At 39.3% G+C, this 20,215-nt stretch carries 18 protein-coding genes and 1 pseudogene; 10 read left to right on the top strand and 9 right to left on the bottom strand.

Annotation, left to right across the window (positions count from 1 at the left end; genetic code table 11):
* Positions 1–53: 53 nt before the first annotated feature.
* The 6 genes from ruvX to P20429_RS04805 all read right to left on the bottom strand — a co-directional run bounded on the left by ruvX (position 54) and on the right by P20429_RS04805 (position 4,517).
* Positions 54–503, bottom strand: coding sequence for a Holliday junction resolvase RuvX (gene ruvX, locus P20429_RS04780; protein WP_007585404.1), 450 nt, complete (start codon positions 501–503; stop codon positions 54–56).
* A 35-nt stretch (positions 504–538) separates the two neighbouring features.
* Positions 539–1,096 carry a YqgE/AlgH family protein gene (locus P20429_RS04785; protein ID WP_007585401.1) on the bottom strand — a complete coding sequence of 186 codons (558 nt, stop codon included), beginning with the start codon at positions 1,094–1,096 and terminating at the stop codon, positions 539–541.
* Positions 1,097–1,251: 155 nt separating this feature from the next.
* Positions 1,252–2,202, bottom strand: coding sequence for a glutathione synthase (gshB, locus tag P20429_RS04790; protein ID WP_007585399.1), 951 nt, complete (start codon positions 2,200–2,202; stop codon positions 1,252–1,254).
* A gap of 54 nt (positions 2,203–2,256) precedes the next feature.
* Positions 2,257–2,991 carry a 16S rRNA (uracil(1498)-N(3))-methyltransferase gene (gene rsmE / locus P20429_RS04795; RefSeq protein WP_007585397.1) on the bottom strand — a complete coding sequence of 245 codons (735 nt, stop codon included), beginning with the start codon at positions 2,989–2,991 and terminating at the stop codon, positions 2,257–2,259.
* Between the two features lie 69 nt (positions 2,992–3,060).
* The gene (locus P20429_RS04800) at positions 3,061–3,561 is read right to left on the bottom strand and encodes a hypothetical protein (protein ID WP_007585395.1); all 501 of its coding nucleotides are present in this window, start codon (positions 3,559–3,561) and stop codon (positions 3,061–3,063) included.
* A gap of 62 nt (positions 3,562–3,623) precedes the next feature.
* Positions 3,624–4,517, bottom strand: coding sequence for a hypothetical protein (locus tag P20429_RS04805; protein WP_007585393.1), 894 nt, complete (start codon positions 4,515–4,517; stop codon positions 3,624–3,626).
* A gap of 77 nt (positions 4,518–4,594) precedes the next feature.
* Here P20429_RS04805 and glnE point away from each other — a divergent pair, with 77 nt between their 5' ends.
* On the top strand, positions 4,595–7,390 hold the full coding sequence (glnE, locus tag P20429_RS04810) for a bifunctional [glutamate--ammonia ligase]-adenylyl-L-tyrosine phosphorylase/[glutamate--ammonia-ligase] adenylyltransferase (protein WP_007585392.1): 2,796 nt from the start codon (positions 4,595–4,597) through the stop codon (positions 7,388–7,390).
* Between the two features lie 82 nt (positions 7,391–7,472).
* On the opposite strand, the gene P20429_RS04815 is transcribed toward glnE, so the two are convergent.
* The 3 genes from P20429_RS04815 to tolC all read right to left on the bottom strand — a co-directional run bounded on the left by P20429_RS04815 (position 7,473) and on the right by tolC (position 10,482).
* Complete coding sequence (locus tag P20429_RS04815) at positions 7,473–8,045, bottom strand: toxin co-regulated pilus biosynthesis Q family protein (protein WP_007585389.1); 573 nt, start codon at positions 8,043–8,045, stop codon at positions 7,473–7,475.
* Between the two features lie 41 nt (positions 8,046–8,086).
* Entirely contained in the window at positions 8,087–9,016 is a 930-nt protein-coding gene (lpxL, locus tag P20429_RS04820) for an LpxL/LpxP family Kdo(2)-lipid IV(A) lauroyl/palmitoleoyl acyltransferase (RefSeq protein ID WP_024590685.1), read from the bottom strand.
* A 110-nt stretch (positions 9,017–9,126) separates the two neighbouring features.
* Positions 9,127–10,482, bottom strand: a complete 1,356-nt coding sequence (tolC, locus tag P20429_RS04825; RefSeq protein ID WP_007585385.1) for an outer membrane channel protein TolC — start codon at positions 10,480–10,482, stop codon at positions 9,127–9,129.
* 151 nt (positions 10,483–10,633) lie between these two features.
* Here tolC and P20429_RS04830 point away from each other — a divergent pair, with 151 nt between their 5' ends.
* The 9 genes and pseudogenes from P20429_RS04830 (at position 10,634) to rraB (ending at position 19,703) form a co-directional block, all read left to right on the top strand.
* Positions 10,634–11,260: an NUDIX domain-containing protein gene (locus P20429_RS04830; protein ID WP_007585383.1), complete on the top strand. Its 627-nt coding sequence runs from the start codon at positions 10,634–10,636 to the stop codon at positions 11,258–11,260.
* Positions 11,261–11,286: 26 nt separating this feature from the next.
* Complete coding sequence (locus tag P20429_RS04835; protein WP_007585381.1) at positions 11,287–11,745, top strand: DUF1249 domain-containing protein; 459 nt, start codon at positions 11,287–11,289, stop codon at positions 11,743–11,745.
* Complete coding sequence (locus P20429_RS04840; RefSeq protein WP_007585379.1) at positions 11,732–12,517, top strand: metallophosphoesterase; 786 nt, start codon at positions 11,732–11,734, stop codon at positions 12,515–12,517. The genes P20429_RS04835 and P20429_RS04840 overlap by 14 nt, the downstream gene beginning before the upstream one ends.
* Positions 12,502–13,062 carry a YqiA/YcfP family alpha/beta fold hydrolase gene (locus P20429_RS04845; protein WP_007585377.1) on the top strand — a complete coding sequence of 187 codons (561 nt, stop codon included), beginning with the start codon at positions 12,502–12,504 and terminating at the stop codon, positions 13,060–13,062. Before P20429_RS04840 ends, P20429_RS04845 begins: the two co-directional genes overlap by 16 nt.
* Before the next feature lie 108 nt (positions 13,063–13,170).
* Positions 13,171–15,060 carry a DNA topoisomerase IV subunit B gene (parE, locus tag P20429_RS04850; protein ID WP_007585375.1) on the top strand — a complete coding sequence of 630 codons (1,890 nt, stop codon included), beginning with the start codon at positions 13,171–13,173 and terminating at the stop codon, positions 15,058–15,060.
* A 29-nt stretch (positions 15,061–15,089) separates the two neighbouring features.
* Positions 15,090–16,184, top strand: coding sequence for a sorbosone dehydrogenase family protein (locus P20429_RS04855; protein WP_007585374.1), 1,095 nt, complete (start codon positions 15,090–15,092; stop codon positions 16,182–16,184).
* A gap of 10 nt (positions 16,185–16,194) precedes the next feature.
* Positions 16,195–18,489, top strand: a complete 2,295-nt coding sequence (gene parC, locus P20429_RS04860; protein WP_007585372.1) for a DNA topoisomerase IV subunit A — start codon at positions 16,195–16,197, stop codon at positions 18,487–18,489.
* 164 nt (positions 18,490–18,653) lie between these two features.
* Positions 18,654–19,368: pseudogene (locus P20429_RS19800) on the top strand (1-acylglycerol-3-phosphate O-acyltransferase).
* On the top strand, positions 19,368–19,703 hold the full coding sequence (gene rraB, locus P20429_RS04865; RefSeq protein WP_007585369.1) for a ribonuclease E inhibitor RraB: 336 nt from the start codon (positions 19,368–19,370) through the stop codon (positions 19,701–19,703). Before P20429_RS19800 ends, rraB begins: the two are co-directional and overlap by 1 nt.
* Positions 19,704–20,215 lie beyond the last annotated feature (512 nt).

Raw genomic sequence — 20,215 nt, 5'->3', positions numbered from 1 at the left:
AAAGCGCCAATTGGCGCTTTTTATTTATATAACAGGTTATTTATATAGCCAGTTTATTCACCGTAATTAGACTCAAAAAAACTTTCTAAAATAATAACCGCAGACATATTATCTACGTTACCTTTGCCTAAGTTTTTATAGCCACCACTTTCAAAAAGTCGCGCTTTAGCATCCGCAGTCGTTAAACGCTCGTCCTGTGTTTGCACCGGAATGCCATAATGATTATGTAATCTGTTGGCAAACTTTTTTGCTTTAAAGGTAACCTCTTGTGACGTTCCATCCATATTTAGTGGTAAGCCAACAACCATTAAGTCAGGCTGCCATTCGGTTACTTGTACAGCAATATGGTCCCAGTTAGGAATGCCATCTTGTGCTTTTACAGCCTTAAGGCTAGACGCGCTGCCTGTTAGCTCTTGCCCAATAGCAATACCAATACTTTTGGTGCCAAAGTCAAAGCCCATTACAGTGCGTTCGCCTTGCGGCTTAAGCGATTTTTTTGTCATGTGTATCTTGTTTAAGTTTGCTAAGGGTTAAATTATTATGCGTGACCAGCTTCAGGGCTGAGTTGGCTAATATCAAAGCCCAACATTGAAACTGCTTTTTCCCATCGTTTTTCAACGGGGGTGTCAAAAATGATCTTCGGATCGGCTTCTATGATCAACCAACTGTTATCAAGTAACTCTTGTTCGAGTTGTCCTTGCTCCCATCCTGAATAACCCAATGTAATAATAAATTGTTCAGGTGCTTGTGCGGTAGTTAAGCTTGCTAAAACATCTTTTGAGGTAGTGATCATAATATCGCTACTGAGTTTTTGGCTTGCTGAATAACCTGATTGAGGAGAGTGCAAAACAAAACCACGGTCGGTTTTAACGGGTCCGCCTGCAAACACACTTACTTTTGCTGCGTTTTGAGTTTTGTCGTTATCAATTTCTATTTTATCTAAAAGTTCGCCAACGGTAACATCAATAGGTTGGTTTATTACCAAGCCCATAGCCCCATCTTCATTGTGCTCACAAATATAGGTAACAGCACGTTTAAAAAAAGGGTCTTGCATCGACGGCATCGCGATTAAAAAATGATTTTCTAATGACTGCATAGATTTCACCCTTTTTAGTTAATGAACTTTGAGTATGGCACATACCTTTGTTTTTAAAACTAAAAAAGCACTTTCATACAGTTTAAAAATTAATAGTTAACAACTATATTAAAATTTATGACACGAAAGTGCTTTTAATAACGATAGGTAGATACTTATTTATCTAGTTTTCTTTCAATGGCATCAAACAAAATACCTGTAATAGAAATATCATAAGCAGCTTCAATTTCACGTACGCACGTTGGTGCAGTTACGTTAATTTCAGTTAATTTATCGCCAATAATATCTAAACCTACAAATATTAAGCCTTTTTCTTTAAGCGTTGGTGCAACCGCTTGCGCTATTTTTAAATCTGATTCGCTAAGTGGACGCGCTTCGCCTCGACCGCCAACAGCTAAATTACCGCGTGTTTCACCATTTTGTGGAATGCGTGCTAAACAATACGGAATAACCTCACCATCAATAACCAATACGCGCTTATCGCCTTGTTTGATCTCTGGGATGTAATTTTGCACCATAGCAAAGCGGCTGCCGTGCTCGGTTAGCGTTTCACAAATTACACCAATGTTGGCATCGTCTTCTCTGAGGCGGAAAATAGATGCGCCACCCATGCCATCAAGGGGTTTTAAAATAATGTCTTTATGCTCGGCTAAAAACTCACGAATTTGTTTTTGGCTACGTGTAACAAGTGTGTCTGGTGTATGTTCGCTAAACCATGCTGTAAATAGCTTTTCGTTAGCATCGCGTAGGCTTTGTGGCTTGTTAATTATTAACGTACCTTCTTGTTCTGCACGCTCTAAAATATACGTCGCGTAAATGTATTCGGTATCAAAAGGAGGATCTTTTCGCATTAAAATAACATCAAGGTCGGCAAGGGCTATAGTGGCTTTTTCTTCAAGCTCGTACCATTTTTCTGCATTATTAAACACTTGCGCTTTAGACGCTGTAGCGTACGACTTACCTTTACGAAGAGATAAATCATCCATCTCCATATAATAAATTTCGTAGCCGCGTTCTTGCGCTTGCATCATCATTGCAAAACCGGTGTCTTTTTTGATGTTAAATCCACTAATAGGATCTGAAATAATACCTAACTTAATTGCCATGCGCTGTGCCTTACTATAAATGTTACTGTTTATATGAGGGTGCTTTTAGTTATTTCAATTAGCTAAATCGCCAAATTGAAGTTGTAATGCACTTAAGACCGTTAAAGCGGCTGTTTCCGTTCGTAAAACGCGCGGGCCTAAGCGAATATCCACAAATTCTAGTTGTTTAGTTAGTGCCATTTCATCGTCGGTAAAGCCACCCTCTGGGCCGACTAAAAAGCGTACGCCATCTTTAGGTACCGTAATGGTTTTAATGCTGTGCTCAGCACGAGGATGAAGAGTGAGCTTAATTGCATTGGTTTGTTGTGCAAGCCATTGTTTTAAATCTACAGGGGGATGAATAATTGGCACAAAATTACGCCCAGATTGCTCTGCCGCTGCTATTGCAATTTTTTGCCATTGTTGGTGTTTTTTCTCAAGACGATCGCCCATTAGTTTCACGCCACAGCGCTGACTAAAAATAGGGGTGATTTCGGTAATGCCCAGTTCAACTGACTTTTGAATTGTAAAATCCATTTTATCACCACGCGAAACACACTGGCCTAAATGAATTTTAAGCGGAGATTCTACATCGTGGGGATTAAGCTCTAACGGCATTACGACGACTGTTTTTTTTGTTACCTCAATTATTTCACTAAGGTATTCGCCGCCTTCGCCATTAAAAATAGATACATGCTCGCCTACTTTCATGCGCAGCACTCTGCCAATATGCCCTGCAGCATCGTCATCTAAAGTTACAGGGGTGTTTAGGGCAATACTCGATGTTTGATAAATATGAGGAACTCGCATAGGGCGTCACTTATTACTTAGCGTAAAAATATATACTGCTATGGTAAGTAAGCTGGGAGCTGTGCGCAATTATTTATTTTTATTAAGTTGCTCTGCAAGGTCTATTAAATCTTGTGGTGTGTGTGCTATATCGTGGTGATTTTGCGAAGGTTCCGTTAACGTCTCGTCAGTAACTAGGCTTAGTGTATAGCCTGTATCATCAAAGCTTATTAAAAAGCGCTCTTCATGTAACGAGTTATAAATAAAGCGTTGTTTATCGCTTGCTAGTAAGTAATCGGTACTATTAAAAAGGACTCCGTGTAAATCGTGATGCTCTTTTAGATAGTTAATTAATTCAGAAACGCTTATTTCGTTTTCAAGGTCGCAATAACTATAGTCTTTAATAAGTTCGTCAAACATCATTTTTACTAACTGGCGGGTATTACTGCCTGCTGCAATAAGCGTACTCGCTTTTGTTTTACCATTATTATTTACATAGTATTCGGCAAATGCTCGGCTAAATTCGTTGTCTATGTCAATTAACAAGTAATTCGTTATTTCAAGTGGCATAGAGCTAGGACCTTGTTGCATTTAAGTAATTACCATTATTACTTAAATGCAGACTTTTAATGGCTGTATTTTAGTAAAAAGGTCTAAAGAGAAAACATGCTAATAAGTAAATAGCCTATAGCACAAAAAACAGCAAACTCTATACATGCTACCCCAATATTATCTTGATGGTCTATTTCAAGAGCCGTATCAATATTTGGTAAAGAGATAACTTTTATCACATACGTTAAGCTGTAAAGCAGTATCCACATTACACCGCAATGCATAACGAGTGTAAATATGTTTTCTACCATTTTACCGTTTTGAAATGCTGCGCTAGATAAACCAGCATATACAGCCAATGCTAAACCTATTGATTTGCCAGCATACCTTATACCAATAGATGTATTCTCTAGGTTAAAGTTACTTTGTAGCGAAGCTCCTTGATTTGCTTTTGCAAAACGGTGTTCTCGTATTTTACTATCCAGTGCAAACATTCCCTGAAGCGTAAAAAAGCTAACACAAGCAATAAGTAAGTTGCTAAATCCTTGGGTGTGCGTCCACGTGTACAAGCCAAGTGCGATAATACAGTTAGCGATTAACATGCCTGAATCTACCAATGCAGCACATACATTTTGTTTTAGTATGGCAGCTTCTTCGTTAAACCTGTGGAGTATCCATTTTCTGTGAATTAAATGACCCACTTTTATAAAAGTGAATAAAAGAATAATAATAATTAACACTTTTAACGGGTTTGACTGTGCGGTACTTATACTTATTTCGTCAAATAAGAAAGCCATAGTGGCTATAACAACTGATATTTCAGATGCAAAACTAATACCCATGGCAAAGTTGTCGTGTTGTGCTAGCTCATCTTTAAGCGCTTGTTTTGCTTTGATTTGAGTGACAACTCGTAAACAAAAAATAGTTATGCAAATAACCGCAAAACTAATGGCAATCGCAATAAAACTAGTGTTAGATAAAGACAAATATGACATGGTGATCCTAATTAAGTTAACCTTTCTAGGTTTTAATCATTCTAGTACGGTTATTGATGATATAAAAGAGAGGATTGATGAGTAACGTAAAGCAACTTCCTATTCAATTACAAAAACTTGGCTTGATGCGCTTTGAACAGTTATACCCGCAGCAAAGTGAACAAAGTGAAGTTGTAAGGTTATTAGCATTAAGCGACTTTGCTTGGCGCAGTTTAGAATCACAACCTGATTTAAATACTTGGCTATTATGCAAAGACGAAATACAAAATAGAGCAATAGATTCTCCTTTTAAAAACATTAACTTAGCTGACATTGATGAAGTGCAGTGCCATAAAGTACTTCGCCAATATCGTGAAAAGTACTGGCTCAAAGTCGCCTTTTTAGATTTATGCTGTAATAACCCCATTGCCGATAGTATTAATTACATAAGCCAACTGGCTGACATGCTAATAAATAGTGCTAACCAATGGGCGCATGCACAGGTGGCAAAAGTAAATGGTGAGCCGCTTGATGAGCAAAACCAAGCAATGCCGTTAATGGTGTTGGGTATGGGAAAACTTGGCGGACAAGAGCTAAATTACTCCTCTGATATTGATCTCATTTTTGCATATCCGCGCAGTACAAAAACCCAAGGTGGCCGCAGAAGCCTTGAGGCTCAAGTATTTTATACCAAAGTTGCACAAAAGCTCATTGCATCACTTAACCAAGCCACCGGTGACGGGCAGGTATTTAGGGTTGATATGCGTCTACGTCCGTTTGGCGAAAGTGGCCCTTTGGTTATGAGCTTTAATGCCATTGAAGATTACTACCAAGAACAAGGTCGCGACTGGGAACGCTACGCGATGTTAAAAGGGCGCTTAATTGGCACGCCTAATAAATATTGGGATGAATTTATTAAGCTTTTAAAGCCGTTTGTTTATCGCCGGTATATTGATTTTTCGGTGATTGAATCTTTGCGTAAAATGAAGTTAATGATTGCACAGGAGGTTCGCCGTAAACGCTTAACTAATAATATAAAATTAGGCGCTGGTGGTATTCGTGAAGTTGAATTTATAGTACAAGCCCTACAAATGGTACGAGGTGGGCGAGAGGCTAATTTACAAACTCAATCATTACTTAAAGCATTAAATGAGCTGGCACTTAACCAAGTTATAGATGAGCAAGAAGCAAGCGAGCTTAAACGTAATTACCTTTATTTGCGAAAAGTTGAACAGTACTTACAAATATTTGACGATCAGCAAACGCAAACACTCCCCGATGATGAATTGAACCAGCAGCGCTTAAATTTATTATTAGAACAAGCTGATTTTTCTGCCACTTTAATCACTATTGAAAAGGTAATGAAGCAAGTTAACGGCGAGTTTGCACTCGTTATTGGTGAAGAAACCGCACCACTAGATACCTGTGAAGGTGCATTTATTAGTGCTTGGGATCATGGTGATGTGAGCTTTCTAAAAGAGGCTAGAGATGAATGGCAAACACCCCTTAACGATTTTAAATTAAGGTTGTCTAAGGTCAACATAGGTAACCGAGGGCGTGAAACCCTTGATAAATTAATGCCTGTTTTATTGAGCCAGTTAAATGACTTTAATGCCAGCGCAGCTGCTTTTACAATGGTTTGCCAAATTTTTAATAAGATAATTTCACGTACTGCTTATTTAGAATTGTTGTACGAAAACCAAGGTGCGTTAAAGCAACTTGTTTTACTGTGTTGTCATAGCAAATGGATAGGCGAGCATATTTCTCGCTACCCTATATTGCTGGATGAGCTAATAGACCCGGCTGTTCTTTATAAACCGACACCATTAACCGCTTATAAAGATGAAATAAGACAGTATTTTTTACGAATAGAGCATGACGATTTAGAACTGCAAATGGAGTCGCTTAGGCAATTTAAGCAAACGCATCAATTACGAATTGCAGCTGCCGATGCAACCGGTGTTCTTGATGTAATGAAAGTAAGCGATCACTTAACCGTATTGGCTGAAGCGATTGTTGATCAAGCTGTTAATATTGCATGGCATAACACCGTTAAGCGTTTTGGTATGCCCCCTGGCACTGATGATGAAAACAAAGGTTTTGCTGTTATTGCATATGGTAAAACAGGCGGCTTAGAAGTAGGGTACGACTCAGATTTAGATTTGGTGTTTGTGCATAATCATGATGGCTCAAGCCAAACCAATGGTGAAAAACCGATAGATTCTCGCCAGTTTTATTTAAAACTCGCTCAGCGCTTAATGCATTTATTTAATACTCGTACTGCATCGGGTATTTTGTATGAGCTTGATACGCGATTACGCCCTGAAGGTGCATCAGGTTTACTTGCTATCAATTTAGAGAGCTTTAATCACTATCAGCAAACTCAAGCATGGACGTGGGAACATCAAGCACTTGTGCGGGCTCGGTTAATTTTGGGCCAAGACGATCTTATAGATCGTTTTTCACAAATCCGTAAAAATATACTTTGCCAACAGCGCGATGATACCGTGTTAAAAGCCGATGTAATAAAAATGCGCGAAAAAATGCGCGACCATCTAGCGAAAGGAAATACTGAACAATTTGATTTAAAACAAGATATTGGTGGTATGGCTGATATTGAGTTTATTACGCAATATTTAGTACTTAAACACGCGAATGAGTTTGAGCAGCTTACCGTTTATTCAGATAACGTAAGAATATTAACGGATGCAGCAAATATAGGCTGTATTACTAAAGAGCAAAAACAGCAGTTGATCAAAGCGTATATTGATTATCGCTCGTGTTATCACGTGCTGAGCTTGGATCAAAAAGGCAAATTGATCTCGCGAGAAGCTTTTTTACAAGATATTACTAACGTAACGAATATTTGGAATAGTATTTTTGAATTGAATTGAATTGAATTGAATTGAATTGAATTGAATTGAATTGAATTGTAAAACCCAAGCGCTTGCTTGGGTTTTTTGTACGTGTAAACCCTTAAACCTTTAGCTTTAAACAGTTTGTTCGCACAAATTCTGATGGTAACTCTGTAATAACCGCTGCTCTTTGTTTGTGGCAAAAGTAAGTGTAAACCTCATGCTCAAAGTCGTCATTTATAGCACGACCAATTTGATAAAGTGCTGAAGTAAAGTTGCTGTCTACTCTAAAATGATCTTTAACTACGTAGTCTTTACTTAAATACCAGTAAAGCTCAATACCTTCATTTTTAGCATATTGATAGAGTACGTCTTTAAGTGTTGTGCCATTTTCAAAGCGCCTAGGCTCAACTTCTCCAGTCCAATTTGTAGGCATTGGATCTACTGTTCGCGCACGTTCAGCCAATACTCTATCCAAGGTTTGTTCTGGTGTTTTAAGTTTTAAAACAAATTGATCTCGTTCTTTATTACTTTTTACTTGGTTACGAATAGAAGAGTAAAAACGTGATAATCCTTCGGCAGCTGCATTTTTAGATTTTTTAATATCAAATAAAGAACCATCACTCAACAAAAAGTATACGGCGAGTGCTATTAGTACAGCTGCAAATGATAAATGCCTAATCCAAAACCACATGATTATTACCCACCTTATTTGTTCCTATTATTGTTATACCATTACTTTTTATAAAAAGAAGGGGTATTTTTATCAGGTCGAGTTTTAAAACGACGGTGTAGCCACATATATTGTTCGGGTGCGGCATTAACAGATTGTTCCATGCGTTGATTTACACGTGTTACATCAGCCTTATTATCACCACTGGGGAAGTTTTCAAGCTCTGGCAGTATTTCTAAGTGATATTTACCATTTTCATCACGGCGAGTTATTAAACTCATTGTTTCGCAGTTTTTACTGCCTGCAAACATAAGAGTACCCGTTGTAGTTGCAGCGTCAGGTACTGCGTAAAATGGGACAAATTCACAGCGGTTACGACCGTAATCTTGATCGGGTAAGTAATAACATACCTTTTTATTTTTTAATGCTTTTAGTAAACCTTTTACATCTTTTCGACCGATTAAATATTCGTTAGAGCGAAGGCGCCCATTAGTCGTAAAGTATTCCATTAGTGGGTTGTTATGAGGGCGATAAAAGCCAACACCTTGACACTCTAAGCCCATAATACGGCTAGCCATTTCAAGATGCAGAATATGAGGTACAAGCAATAAAACACCTTTACCAGACGCTTGCACGCGTTCAAAATGCTCAAGCCCTTTAAAAGACCCTAATGCTTTTTGTGCTCGCCACTGCGGCCACCACCAGGCCATGCCAGTCTCAACCATTGCAATACCGGTGTTTTCCATATTTTTGAGCACAAGGTCTTTTTGATCTGCTGCGCTCATATCAGGAAAACACAGCTTAATATTTACTTCTGCAATATGGCGACGGCGTTTCATAAATTTATGAACTAAGCGACCAAGCTGTTTACCCATTGCCAATTGTAGTTTTTGCGGTAACCAAGAAATTAAATATAAAAATAGAACGCCAATCCACGTTAACCAGTATCGAGGGCCCAAAAAAGATGCTTTAAAAGGAGATGAGGTGACCACAAAAATATCTCTGAGAATAAAAACGATAGTTTAACGCTAAGTGCTGTAAAATACAAAAAGCCAGCATTTAGCTGGCTTCCAATGTGTTCATACTACACGAGTAATGAAAATTAAGCGGCTTTTAAACCTTGGTTTATAGCAACTAGATCTGCACTTGTTAATGTACCCGCAGCTTGTTTTAGGCGAAGGGTAGATAACACATAACGGTAACGTACATCAGCAAGGTTACGCTTTGCATCGTACAAATTTTGCGTACTTACTAGTACGTCAACAATGGTACGAGTACCTACTTCAAAACCAGCTTCAGTTGCTTTAAGGGCACTTTGAGCTGAAACAACCGCTTGCTCTAGCGCTTTGTAAGTAGCAATGTCTGAAACAACTTGATTATAAGATGTAATCACTGTGCGAGTTACTGCGCGGTAATTTGTTTCATAATCTTGGCTCGCACCTACGTAAAACGCACGGGCCTGATTTGTTGCAGCAACTGTTGCACCACCTGAATATAAAGGTACGCTAAAGTTAAGCCCTACAGAGCTTGAGTCTGAACGTGGCTGATCATCAAAGTTAGCGCCGTTTATTTGATTGTCTGTAAGAGAATCGCCATAGCTAGCACTTAGTGTCAGCTTTGGGTAATGACCCGCTTTTGCTAATTCAATTTGATCTTTTGCAATATCAACCGTTACTTTAGACACTTGTAGGTTTATATTTTTATCTTCAGCTACTTTAACAAAGTCGCTTGAGCGCTTAGTTGGTCTAGTTGTTGAGAAAGTATCTGTATTTAAAAAGTCTAATTTTTCGTGATATTTACCTGTAATCTCACGAAGTTGCTCACGTGCTGTTTCTACAGCATTACCTGCAATAATTTCTTGAGCTACAGAGTTATCAAACTGAGCTTGCGCTTCGTGTACGTCTGTAATTGCTGTTAAGCCTACCGCATAACGTTGTTTTGTTTGCTCAAGTTGACGTTCAATTGCACGTTTTTCAGCTTCAACAAATTCAAGGTTATCGCTTGCACTTAATACGTTAAAATAACCTTCAGCAACGCGTACAATTAAGTTTTGTTTAGCTGCATCGTATAGGCCGCTTGCTTGAAGCGCTTGCTTGTCGGCAATATCTAACGTATTCCAGGCACCTAAATCAAATAATGTTTGGCTTAAGCTCACACCGCGCGAGAATTGGTCTGTATCACTTTCAACTTTTACTTGGTTAGATAAGTCGCCAACGCTTTGGTACGACGTTGCATCGCTTTTTGTATAACCCATAGTTAAACCAATTTGAGGTAATAGTGCACTCATCGCCAAATCGCTTTGGTAAGACTGCGCATCGGCTTGGGCTTTTGCTTTTAAAACAGTAGGATCGTTAGCTGTCGCTATTTCAAAAACTTGTAGTAAATCTTCAGCTTTCACTGCTGTTGCACCTAATGCGCATGATAAACTAACTAGCGCCGCAAGAATGTTCTTTTTCATGTGGGGTTCGGTCCTTAGACAATTTTTGTACTAAAAGCATGTTAACCTGTTTTACTGCATAACAAAAAAAATAATTAGTAAAACAGTATGTTCAAGTGTAACAGAATATATTAACGCATTTTAAAGCTTTAGATAAGTAGGAGGTAGCTACGTGGTTGATAAAAAGCTCGTTCAATTTACACATAAAGATGTGAATTTAAAGCCAACAAAAAACCTTTATAAAGGTTTTTTTCAGGTTGATTTATACCAGTTTGAACATGCTCTTTTTGAGGGTGGAAAATCTAAAGTAATTAGCCGAGAAATATTAGAACGTGGCGATGCAATTGCAGTACTCCCTTACGATCCAATTTCAGATACTGTTCTTTTAATTGAGCAAATACGTATTGGCGCTATTAAAAGCAAGCATTCGCCTTGGCTGCTAGAGTGTATAGCCGGAATGACAGACGGCAGTACGGATTACGAATCAGTTGTAAAAAAAGAAGCGTATGAAGAAGCTGGGCTTGAATTAACTGAACTTGAATTTATGCTTTCATACCTATCAAGCCCTGGTGGTACAACTGAGCGCTTGCATTTGTATTTAGCGCGTACTGACTTAAGCCAAGTGAAATCAGGTGTATATGGTCTTGAAACTGAAGGCGAGGATATAAAAACTCATATTTTATCGGTTGATGATGCGCTAATGCGCCTCAATAACGGTGAAATGGATAATGCGGCAACGGTTATTTGTATGCAGTGGCTTGCGCTAAATCGCGAAAAAATGGCAAGTAAATGGGCATAAACTCTTACTAATATTATGGTGGTACTTTGACAGCACAATTAGCAACAAAGCGATATATTCAGAGCCTCCCAAAGTATTTAACACTTTGTGAGCATAACTATGTGCGACTATTAAAGTTGTTACCGAGCGAGCGCAATATAGGAAGCATTCGTGAAGTTAAACTTGGCAACAGTGAGTTTGCTACAAAAATTGATGGCAGCGCAAAATACACTATGGATATTTCAATTAAGCAGCTAACAGGAATGGTTAAAGGGATTACGCCACTGTATTTAACGGTACGCATGTATCACGATGCCAAAGTGGCTGAAATTGTTCATCACGATTACCATCAACGCATAAAACCATCTTATGGATACCCTAACCCTAAAATGCATCAAAAAGATGAAAAGTATCAACTTAATGCTTTTTTATACGATTGGTTAGTGGCCTGTGTAGAGCACGGACAAGCGACGTTAAATTGGGATGTAAATAATGGCTTGGTTTGATGATACATATACATTTGATAAATCATCTTTGTGCATTGCGCATATTACTGACAGCCATTTATTTGCAGACAAAAGCGGTGAGTACTTTACTGTAAATACCGCAGATCATTTTGAACAAGCCTTGGCACACATAGCAAAACAATCAATAGACTGCATTATTTTTGGTGGCGATTTAACACAAGATCATAGTTTTGAATCGTACTTATTATTTAGTGAACTTATAAATGCCAGTGACATTACTTGTCCTGTATTTTGGGTGCCAGGTAATCATGATGAACTAGCAATGCTTAATCGCATAAGTGGTGGGCAAATAAATTCGGCTAAACATATTATTGCTAATGGGATTGAGCTACTTCTTATTAATTCTAAAGGGCCCACGCCCGCAGGATGGGTTACTGGCACGCATTTAGATGAAGTAACGGACGCTTTAGTCAACTCGAATAATAGTAAAGTTATATTTTGTCATCATAATCCGCTGCCAATAAACGGCTACCTTGATAAACACTTATTAGAAAATGGCCCACAGCTTTTAAATATCTTAGTTAATAGTAATAATGTATCTGCGCTTTTTCATGGGCATGTGCACAATGATTACGAACAAAGTTTTAGAGGCCTGCCCATATATGCGACCCCAGCCAGCTCAATACAGTTTGTAAAGCACACTTCACAGTGGGAGCAAAAAAATGCGGGACCAGCTTACAGAACGCTAAACATAAAGAGTAAAAAAGATAAAGTAGAAGTAAAAACGGAAGTAGTATGGCTAAACGCGTAATTTATATTCATGGCTTTAATAGTTCACAAAAATCATATAAAGCTGTGCGCTTTGGTGAGCTTATGGCAAACTATGACGTTGATTATTGTGTACCGAACTTAAACCACGAGCCCCTACAAGCTATAATTGAGCTTGAACAATTACTAACGCCAAATACCGTTTTATTAGGTAGCTCGTTAGGTGGTTTTTTTGCCACGTATTTATCGCAGCGTTATCAAATTCCTGCAGTGGTTATTAATCCCGCGGTCGCACCCTATAATTTATTACAGTCGTTACTTGGACCTAATTATAATCCGTATCAAGATTATCATTACGATTTAAATAACAGTCATATTGAGGCACTTAAATTACTCGCTGTAGATAAATTAGCATACCCTGAGTTACTGTACTTATTACAGCAAACAGGCGATGAAGTGTTGAACTTTCAACACGCAGTAAAATATTATTCGCAATGCAAGCAATTGATAGAATTTGGTGGCGATCATAGCTACGTTGAATTTGAACGGACCTTTGCAAGTATTGTAGATTTTCTTAAAATCACGTAAAACTAGTTAGCCTGAACTGAGGTTAGTTACTATATTAACGCTTTAGCGCATATAACAATAAAACTAGTAAAACGTATTAGAGCCTTAGCGGATATAAAGACAAAAACTATGAGTGATCAAAATTATAACGCCGAAGCCATTGAAGTACTTAATGGATTAGATCCGGTAAAACGACGCCCAGGGATGTACACAGATACAACACGTCCCAATCATTTAGGCCAAGAGGTTATCGATAACAGTGTCGATGAAGCTATGGCGGGTCATGCTACTCGTATCGACGTAATACTCCACGAAGACAATTCGCTTGAAGTAAGTGATGACGGGCGTGGTATGCCTATTGATATTCACCCAGAAGAAGGTATCCCTGGGGTTGAATTGATCTTCACTAAATTACACGCCGGTGGTAAGTTTTCTAATAAAAACTACCAATTTTCGGGTGGTTTACACGGTGTGGGTATTTCGGTAGTAAATGCGTTATCTACGCGTGTAGAAGTAACAGTAAGGCGCGACGCTCAGCAATTTAGAATGGCATTTGAAAGCGGCGATAAAGTAGAAGACTTAAACGTAATTGGTACAGTCGGTAAACGTAACACCGGCACTACGGTTCGTTTTTGGGCTGATGTTAGCTATTTTGATTCTCCAAACTATTCAATTACCAAGCTTAATCATTTATTAAAAGCCAAAGCAGTTTTGTGTCCAGGGCTGCGAATTAAGTTTGTTAATAAGCAAACAAAAGAAACCCAAGAATGGTTTTACGAAACAGGCTTAAAAGATTATTTAGTTGAAGCAATTAAAGGTTTTGAAACATTACCGCAAGACCCATTTGTAGGTGAATTTAAAAGTTCAATTGAAGGCGCTGACTGGGCTGTTGTATGGCTACCAGAAGGTGGTGAATCAATAGCTGAAAGCTACGTAAACCTTATTCCTACCGCGCAAGGTGGTACGCATGTAAATGGTTTACGCCAAGGCTTGCTTGAAGCAATGCGTGAATTTTGTGAGTTTAGAAACTTACTCCCTCGTGGTGTGAAATTAACTCCTGATGACATTTGGGATCGTTGTAGTTACGTGTTGTCGGTTAAAATGCAAGACCCTCAATTTGCCGGTCAAACAAAAGAAAAACTATCATCACGCTCATGTTCTGCGTTTGTATCGGGGGTTGTAAAAGACTCGTTTAGTTTATGGTTAAATGAACATACAGATACAGCAGAATTATTAGCTGAGTTATGTATTTCAAATGCGCAAACTCGCTTGCGTGCAGCTAAAAAAGTAGTGCGTAAACGTGTTACTGCAGGTCCTGCCTTACCGGGTAAACTAACAGATTGTAGCGCGGCCGATAACGACCGTACCGAATTATTTTTAGTGGAAGGTGATTCTGCTGGTGGCTCTGCTAAACAAGCGCGAGACCGTGAATTTCAGGCAATTATGCCGCTACGTGGTAAAATTTTAAATACTTGGGAAGTTGAGTCAGGCCAAATACTCGCATCACAAGAAGTGCACGATATTTCAGTGGCATTGGGTATTGATCCCGAGTCAACGGATATGTCGGGACTGCGCTACAATAAAATTTGTATATTGGCCGATGCTGACTCGGATGGACTACACATCGCGACGTTATTATGTGCACTGTTTGTTCGCCATTTCCCTGAGTTAGTAAAAACAGGGCATGTGTATGTAGCAATGCCGCCATTATTTAGAATCGATATTGGTAAAGAAGTTTATTACGCGCTTGATGAGCAAGAAAAAACCGCTATTTTGGCGCGCATAGAAGCCGAGAAAAAACGCGGAAAAGTAAACGTACAACGATTCAAAGGTCTGGGTGAAATGAACCCGTTACAACTGCGTGAAACCACGATGGATCCAAATACACGACGTTTAGTGCAGCTTACGCTTGATGAAGAAGTAGAAACCATGGAAATGATGGATATGCTGCTTGCTAAGAAACGATCGCCTGATCGTCGTCAATGGTTAGAAGATCATGGTAACAAGGCACTCGTTTAATTACCTGTGCTTAACACTAGGAGAGGCGAATGAAAAAACTACTAGGAAGTTTGCTGTTACTTGGGCTGACTACCGCTCCTGTAATGGCGAAAAATATACTCGATAAGCTCACAGTCGCGCCGGGATTTGAAATAAGCTTATTTGCAAATGATGTAGAAAATGCACGTCAAATAGCTGTTTCAAAAAAAGGTATTGTGTATGTTGGCTCTCGTAAAGCGGGCAACGTATATGCGCTTATTGATCATAATAGTGATGGCGTAGCAGATAAAAAAATTGTTGTGGCTAAAGGCCTAAATATGCCCTCTGGCATAGCAATTAAAGATGGCGATTTATACGTAGGCGAAGTACATCGTATTATTCGCTTTAAAAATATTGATACCCAATTAAAAGATCCAAAATTTGATGTGGTTTATAACGCATTACCGAGCGAGCGTCATCATGGTTGGAAATTTTTACGTTTTGCACCAACGGGCGAGCTAATCATTCCGGTGGGTGTACCGTGTAATATTTGTGCTGAGGATGAACGTTTTGGCCGTATTTTTGCGCTTAATGTAGAAACAAAACAAATAAAAACAATAGCCAAGGGCGTTAGAAACACCGTCGGTTTTGATTTTCATCCAGCTACTCAAGCTTTATGGTTTAGTGATAACGGTCGCGACATGATGGGCGATGATATTCCGCCTGATGAGTTAAACCGTGCAACGCAAGAAGGTGAGCATTTTGGTTTTCCGTATGTTCATGCCGGCGCAATTATTGACCCTGAGTTTGGGGAAGGTAAAAATATTGCCGATTACACGTCGCCAGCTCTTGCACTTGCTGCGCATGTAGCGCCACTGGGTATTCATTTTTATAACGGTAAGCAATTTCCAGCAAGCTATAAGCAACAATTATTTGTTGCTGAACATGGCTCATGGAACCGTTCTAAAAAGTCAGGTTATAAAGTAGGGCTAGCAACAATTGAAGTAGGTCGCGTAACTAAATATACGCCATTTATTACTGGCTTTATGAAAGACGAAACAACATTTGGACGCCCTGTTGCATTTGCAGAATTAGGTGACGGCAGTCTGTTAGTAAGCGATGATTACGCCAATGTAATCTACCGTGTAAGCTATAAGAAAAACTAGGTAAGCTTTAATGAGTGATACAGATACCTTGCTAATGCAAGGAATTGAGCAACAAACAATGGGGCGTTTTACCGAAGACGCCTATTTAAATTATTCCATGTACGTGATCATGGACCGCGCCTTACCGCATGTAGGTGATGGTTTAAAACCAGTACAGCGTCGTATTATTTATGCGATGAGCGAACTGGGTTTGTCGGCTAACGCTAAGTACAAAAAATCAGCCCGTACAGTGGGTGACGTACTCGGTAAGTACCATCCACACGGCGACAGTGCATGTTACGAAGCGATGGTATTAATGGCGCAGCCGTTTTCTTACCGCTACCCTTTGGTAGATGGACAAGGAAACTGGGGCGCGGCAGATGACCCTAAATCGTTTGCAGCAATGCGTTATACCGAAGCGCGTTTATCTAAGTTTTCAGAAGTACTATTAAAAGAGCTTGGCCAAGGCACCGTCGATTGGACACCAAACTTTGATGGCACAATGGATGAACCTGTTGTGCTGCCTTCTCGTTTACCGCATATTTTACTAAACGGTATAACGGGTATTGCCGTAGGTATGGCAACCGATATTCCGCCACATAACGTACGTGAAGTGGCTAGTGCATGTTGTTTATTACTTGATAAACCAAAAACAGAGCTTGAAGAATTACTTGAGCTTGTACATGCACCAGATTACCCAACAGATGCTGAAATAATTACCCCAAAAGCCGATATTCACAAAATATATAAAACCGGTCGAGGGTCTATCAAAATGCGTGCGGTTTATACCGAAGAGCATGGTGATATTGTTATTACAGCGCTGCCGCATCAATGTTCTGGTGGTAAAGTACTTGAGCAAATTGCAGCGCAAATGAACGCTAAAAAATTACCAATGATTGCCGATTTACGTGACGAGTCAGATCACGAAAATCCAACACGCATTGTAATTATTCCGCGCTCAAACCGCATTAAAGCTGAGCCATTAATGGCGCATTTATTTGCAACCACCGATCTTGAAAAAAATTACCGCGTAAACTTAAACATGCTAGGCCTCGATGGCCGCCCGCAAGTTAAAGACTTACGCTGTATTTTAAGTGAGTGGCTAATATTTAGACGCGAAACAGTGCGTCGTCGTTTGCAGTATCGTTTAGATAAAGTATTAGCGCGTCTACATATTTTAGAGGGTTTATTAGCCGCCTTTTTAAATATTGATGAAGTGATTGAAATCATTCGCAGCGAAGATAAACCAAAGCCTGTATTAATGGAGCGCTTTGATTTAACTGATACGCAGGCAGAAGCAATTCTAGAATTAAAACTTCGTCATTTAGCAAAACTTGAAGAGTTTAAAATTCGTGGTGAGCAAGACGAACTGGCTAAAGAACGTGATAAATTAGCGCAAATTTTGGGCTCAGAACGTCGTATGTCGACACTGCTTAAAAAAGAAATTCAAGAAGCCGCTGAAATGTACGGTGACGATCGTCGCTCACCAGTGATTGAGCGCTCAGAAGCGAAAGCACTTAACGAAAAAGATTTAATTCCGTCAGAGTCAGTTACTGTTGTGCTATCAGACAAAGGCTGGGCACGCGTTGGTAAAGGTCATGACTTAGATGTACAAGGCTTAAATTATCGCTCAGGTGACGGCTTTAGAGCCTCTGCTCGTGGTAAGAGTAATCAACCTGCGGTATTTTTAGATTCAGCAGGGCGGGCGTTTGCAACTGATGCGCACAGTCTACCTTCGGCGCGTAGCCAAGGGGAGCCAATGACAGGTCGTTTTAACTTAACACCAGGCGCTAATTTTGAGCACGTGGTAATGAGTGAAGACGAGCAAGTATTGCTTATGGCGTCAGATGCAGGTTACGGCTTTATTACCGACTTTAAAGACTTAGTTAGTAAAAATAAAAACGGTAAAGCGCTCGTAAGTGTCCCTAAAGGTGGAATATTACTTTCTCCTATTAGAGTGAACGATGTTGCTAGCGATTACTGTATGGCTATTTCTAACGAAGGTCGAATGCTTTTATTCCCGCTGCGAGACTTACCAAAATTAGGTAAGGGTAAAGGTAATAAAATCATCTCTATACCAGGTGCTAAAGTACAAGCCCGTGAAGAGTTTGTAAAAGTGCTTGCTGTTGTACCACTAGGAAGCAGTGTTACGCTTCATGCTGGTAAGCGTAAACTAACACTTAAACCAAGTGATTTAGAGCATTATCATGGTGAGCGAGGACGTAGGGGTAATAAACTACCGCGTGGCTTACAGCGTGTTGACGAAGCTGTTGTAGAACTAACCCCTCAAGATGATGAACCGATTGAAGTCATTAGCGAAGAATAAGCATTAGTTACCGCGCTTATAAATAAAAACGGTCTGCATTTGCAGGCCGTTTTTGTTTTAAAATAAAGAGCTTAAATATTTCAGCGTACACTTGTGCGCTATTGACTCGTTTGTGTCACAAAATAACGCTATAATAATTATAATTCATTTTTGGAGAAGCCCATTTGCTAGCTGTTATACGCGTTTTTATTATGCTGCTGTTTATATTATTCAGTTGTATTTTTGGTTTATTACTTTCGATTGTAAGACCATTTCACCCTAATAATGTACATATTATAGCGGGTTGGTTTGGCTCAATGGCTAAAATGGTTGGCGTTAAGCTAGTTCTAACACGTCATAAAGATGCCGTTGATCCAGGTCCTGCAGTTTATGTTGCTAATCATCAAAATAGCTACGACTTATTTACAGTGCCAGCAATGGTGCCAAAAAAACTGCGTAAGTTTGGGTAAAAAGAGCTTAAAGTGGATCCCATTTTTTGGTCAGCTTTATTGGTTGTCGGGTAATATATTAATAGACAGATCGAATCGCTCTAAAGCGGCAGGAACTATCTCAAAAGCAGCCGAAAAAATTAAAAATAATGGCTTATCTGTATGGATGTTTCCAGAAGGCACACGAAGCTATGGAAGAGGGTTGCTACCATTTAAAACAGGCGCATTTCACACCGCAATGAGCGCAGATGTACCCATAATTCCGGTATGTATGAATACAACACATAAAACCATTAAGCTAAATCGTTGGGATAATGGTACAATTCACATCGAAATGTTAGCGCCTATACCGCTTGATAAAGAAATTAGCGCGCGTGAGCATGCTAAAAGCGTGCATAGCATTATGGCTGCTAAAATAACTGAATTAGATGCTCAAGTGAGAGAAAAATAATGGAAAACTGGCGTGAAATAAGTGAAGACATCGTAAGTTCACTACTTGAAGATGGGTCAGACCCTGAAATACTTTATGAAGTAGAGCACCACTTTGTGTGTGAAGACTTTCCTAAGTTAGAGCAAGCTGCACTTGCTGCTTTTAAATTGGGGTACGATGTTGAAGAACCAGCAGAGCTTGAGCTTGAAGACGGTAACAAAATTTGGAGCTTTGACATTGTAGTTGAAGCTGAGCTAGACGTAGACGTTATTATGGAAGACGTTGATAAGCTAGCGCAACTAGCCGTTGAGTGCGAAGTTGAGTACGATGGTTGGGGTACTTACTTTCAAGAGTAATTAGCTGACTGTTATAAAAAAGGCGATCATTGCAAAGTGTTCGTCTTTTTTAATGCCTGTAAAAGCGTGCTACCAAACATGCGCTTCCCCTCAGGTTTTTTCTAGGGACGATTACTCTTTGTTGCCTAAATGGATGTGGTAAGGGGCGTGAACAGGACGCGGAAGCTTTGCTCGGTTTTTACTTATTTTCACATGGAAGTAAGCCAGTAGCGTAACGCAGGAGTAGTTACCGAGCCCGCTTGATTACAAACCCCGCGCCGCGATTTAACCGCCCCTAGATTAAACTAATTTCAATCCGCAAAGGGCAACATGCCGAGTTCTGCTGAAGCTTTTAATTCGAACTAAATTGAATCAACCTTCTAGGTGTTTTCAATAATTTATTTAAAACTTATTGGTATGTTTTGTATAAATATTATTAATAAATTATCTATAAAAAATAAAATATTCACCTTCATTGAGCTCAAACACCTCTTAAGTTTTTTAAGCTACCCTTCACTAATATAATAATACTT

Origin of the sequence: Pseudoalteromonas sp. BSi20429 (assembly GCF_000238895.1) — a bacterium.
GTDB lineage: Bacteria > Pseudomonadota > Gammaproteobacteria > Enterobacterales > Alteromonadaceae > Pseudoalteromonas > Pseudoalteromonas arctica.
This window is presented reverse-complemented; position numbering and strand designations above follow the sequence as displayed.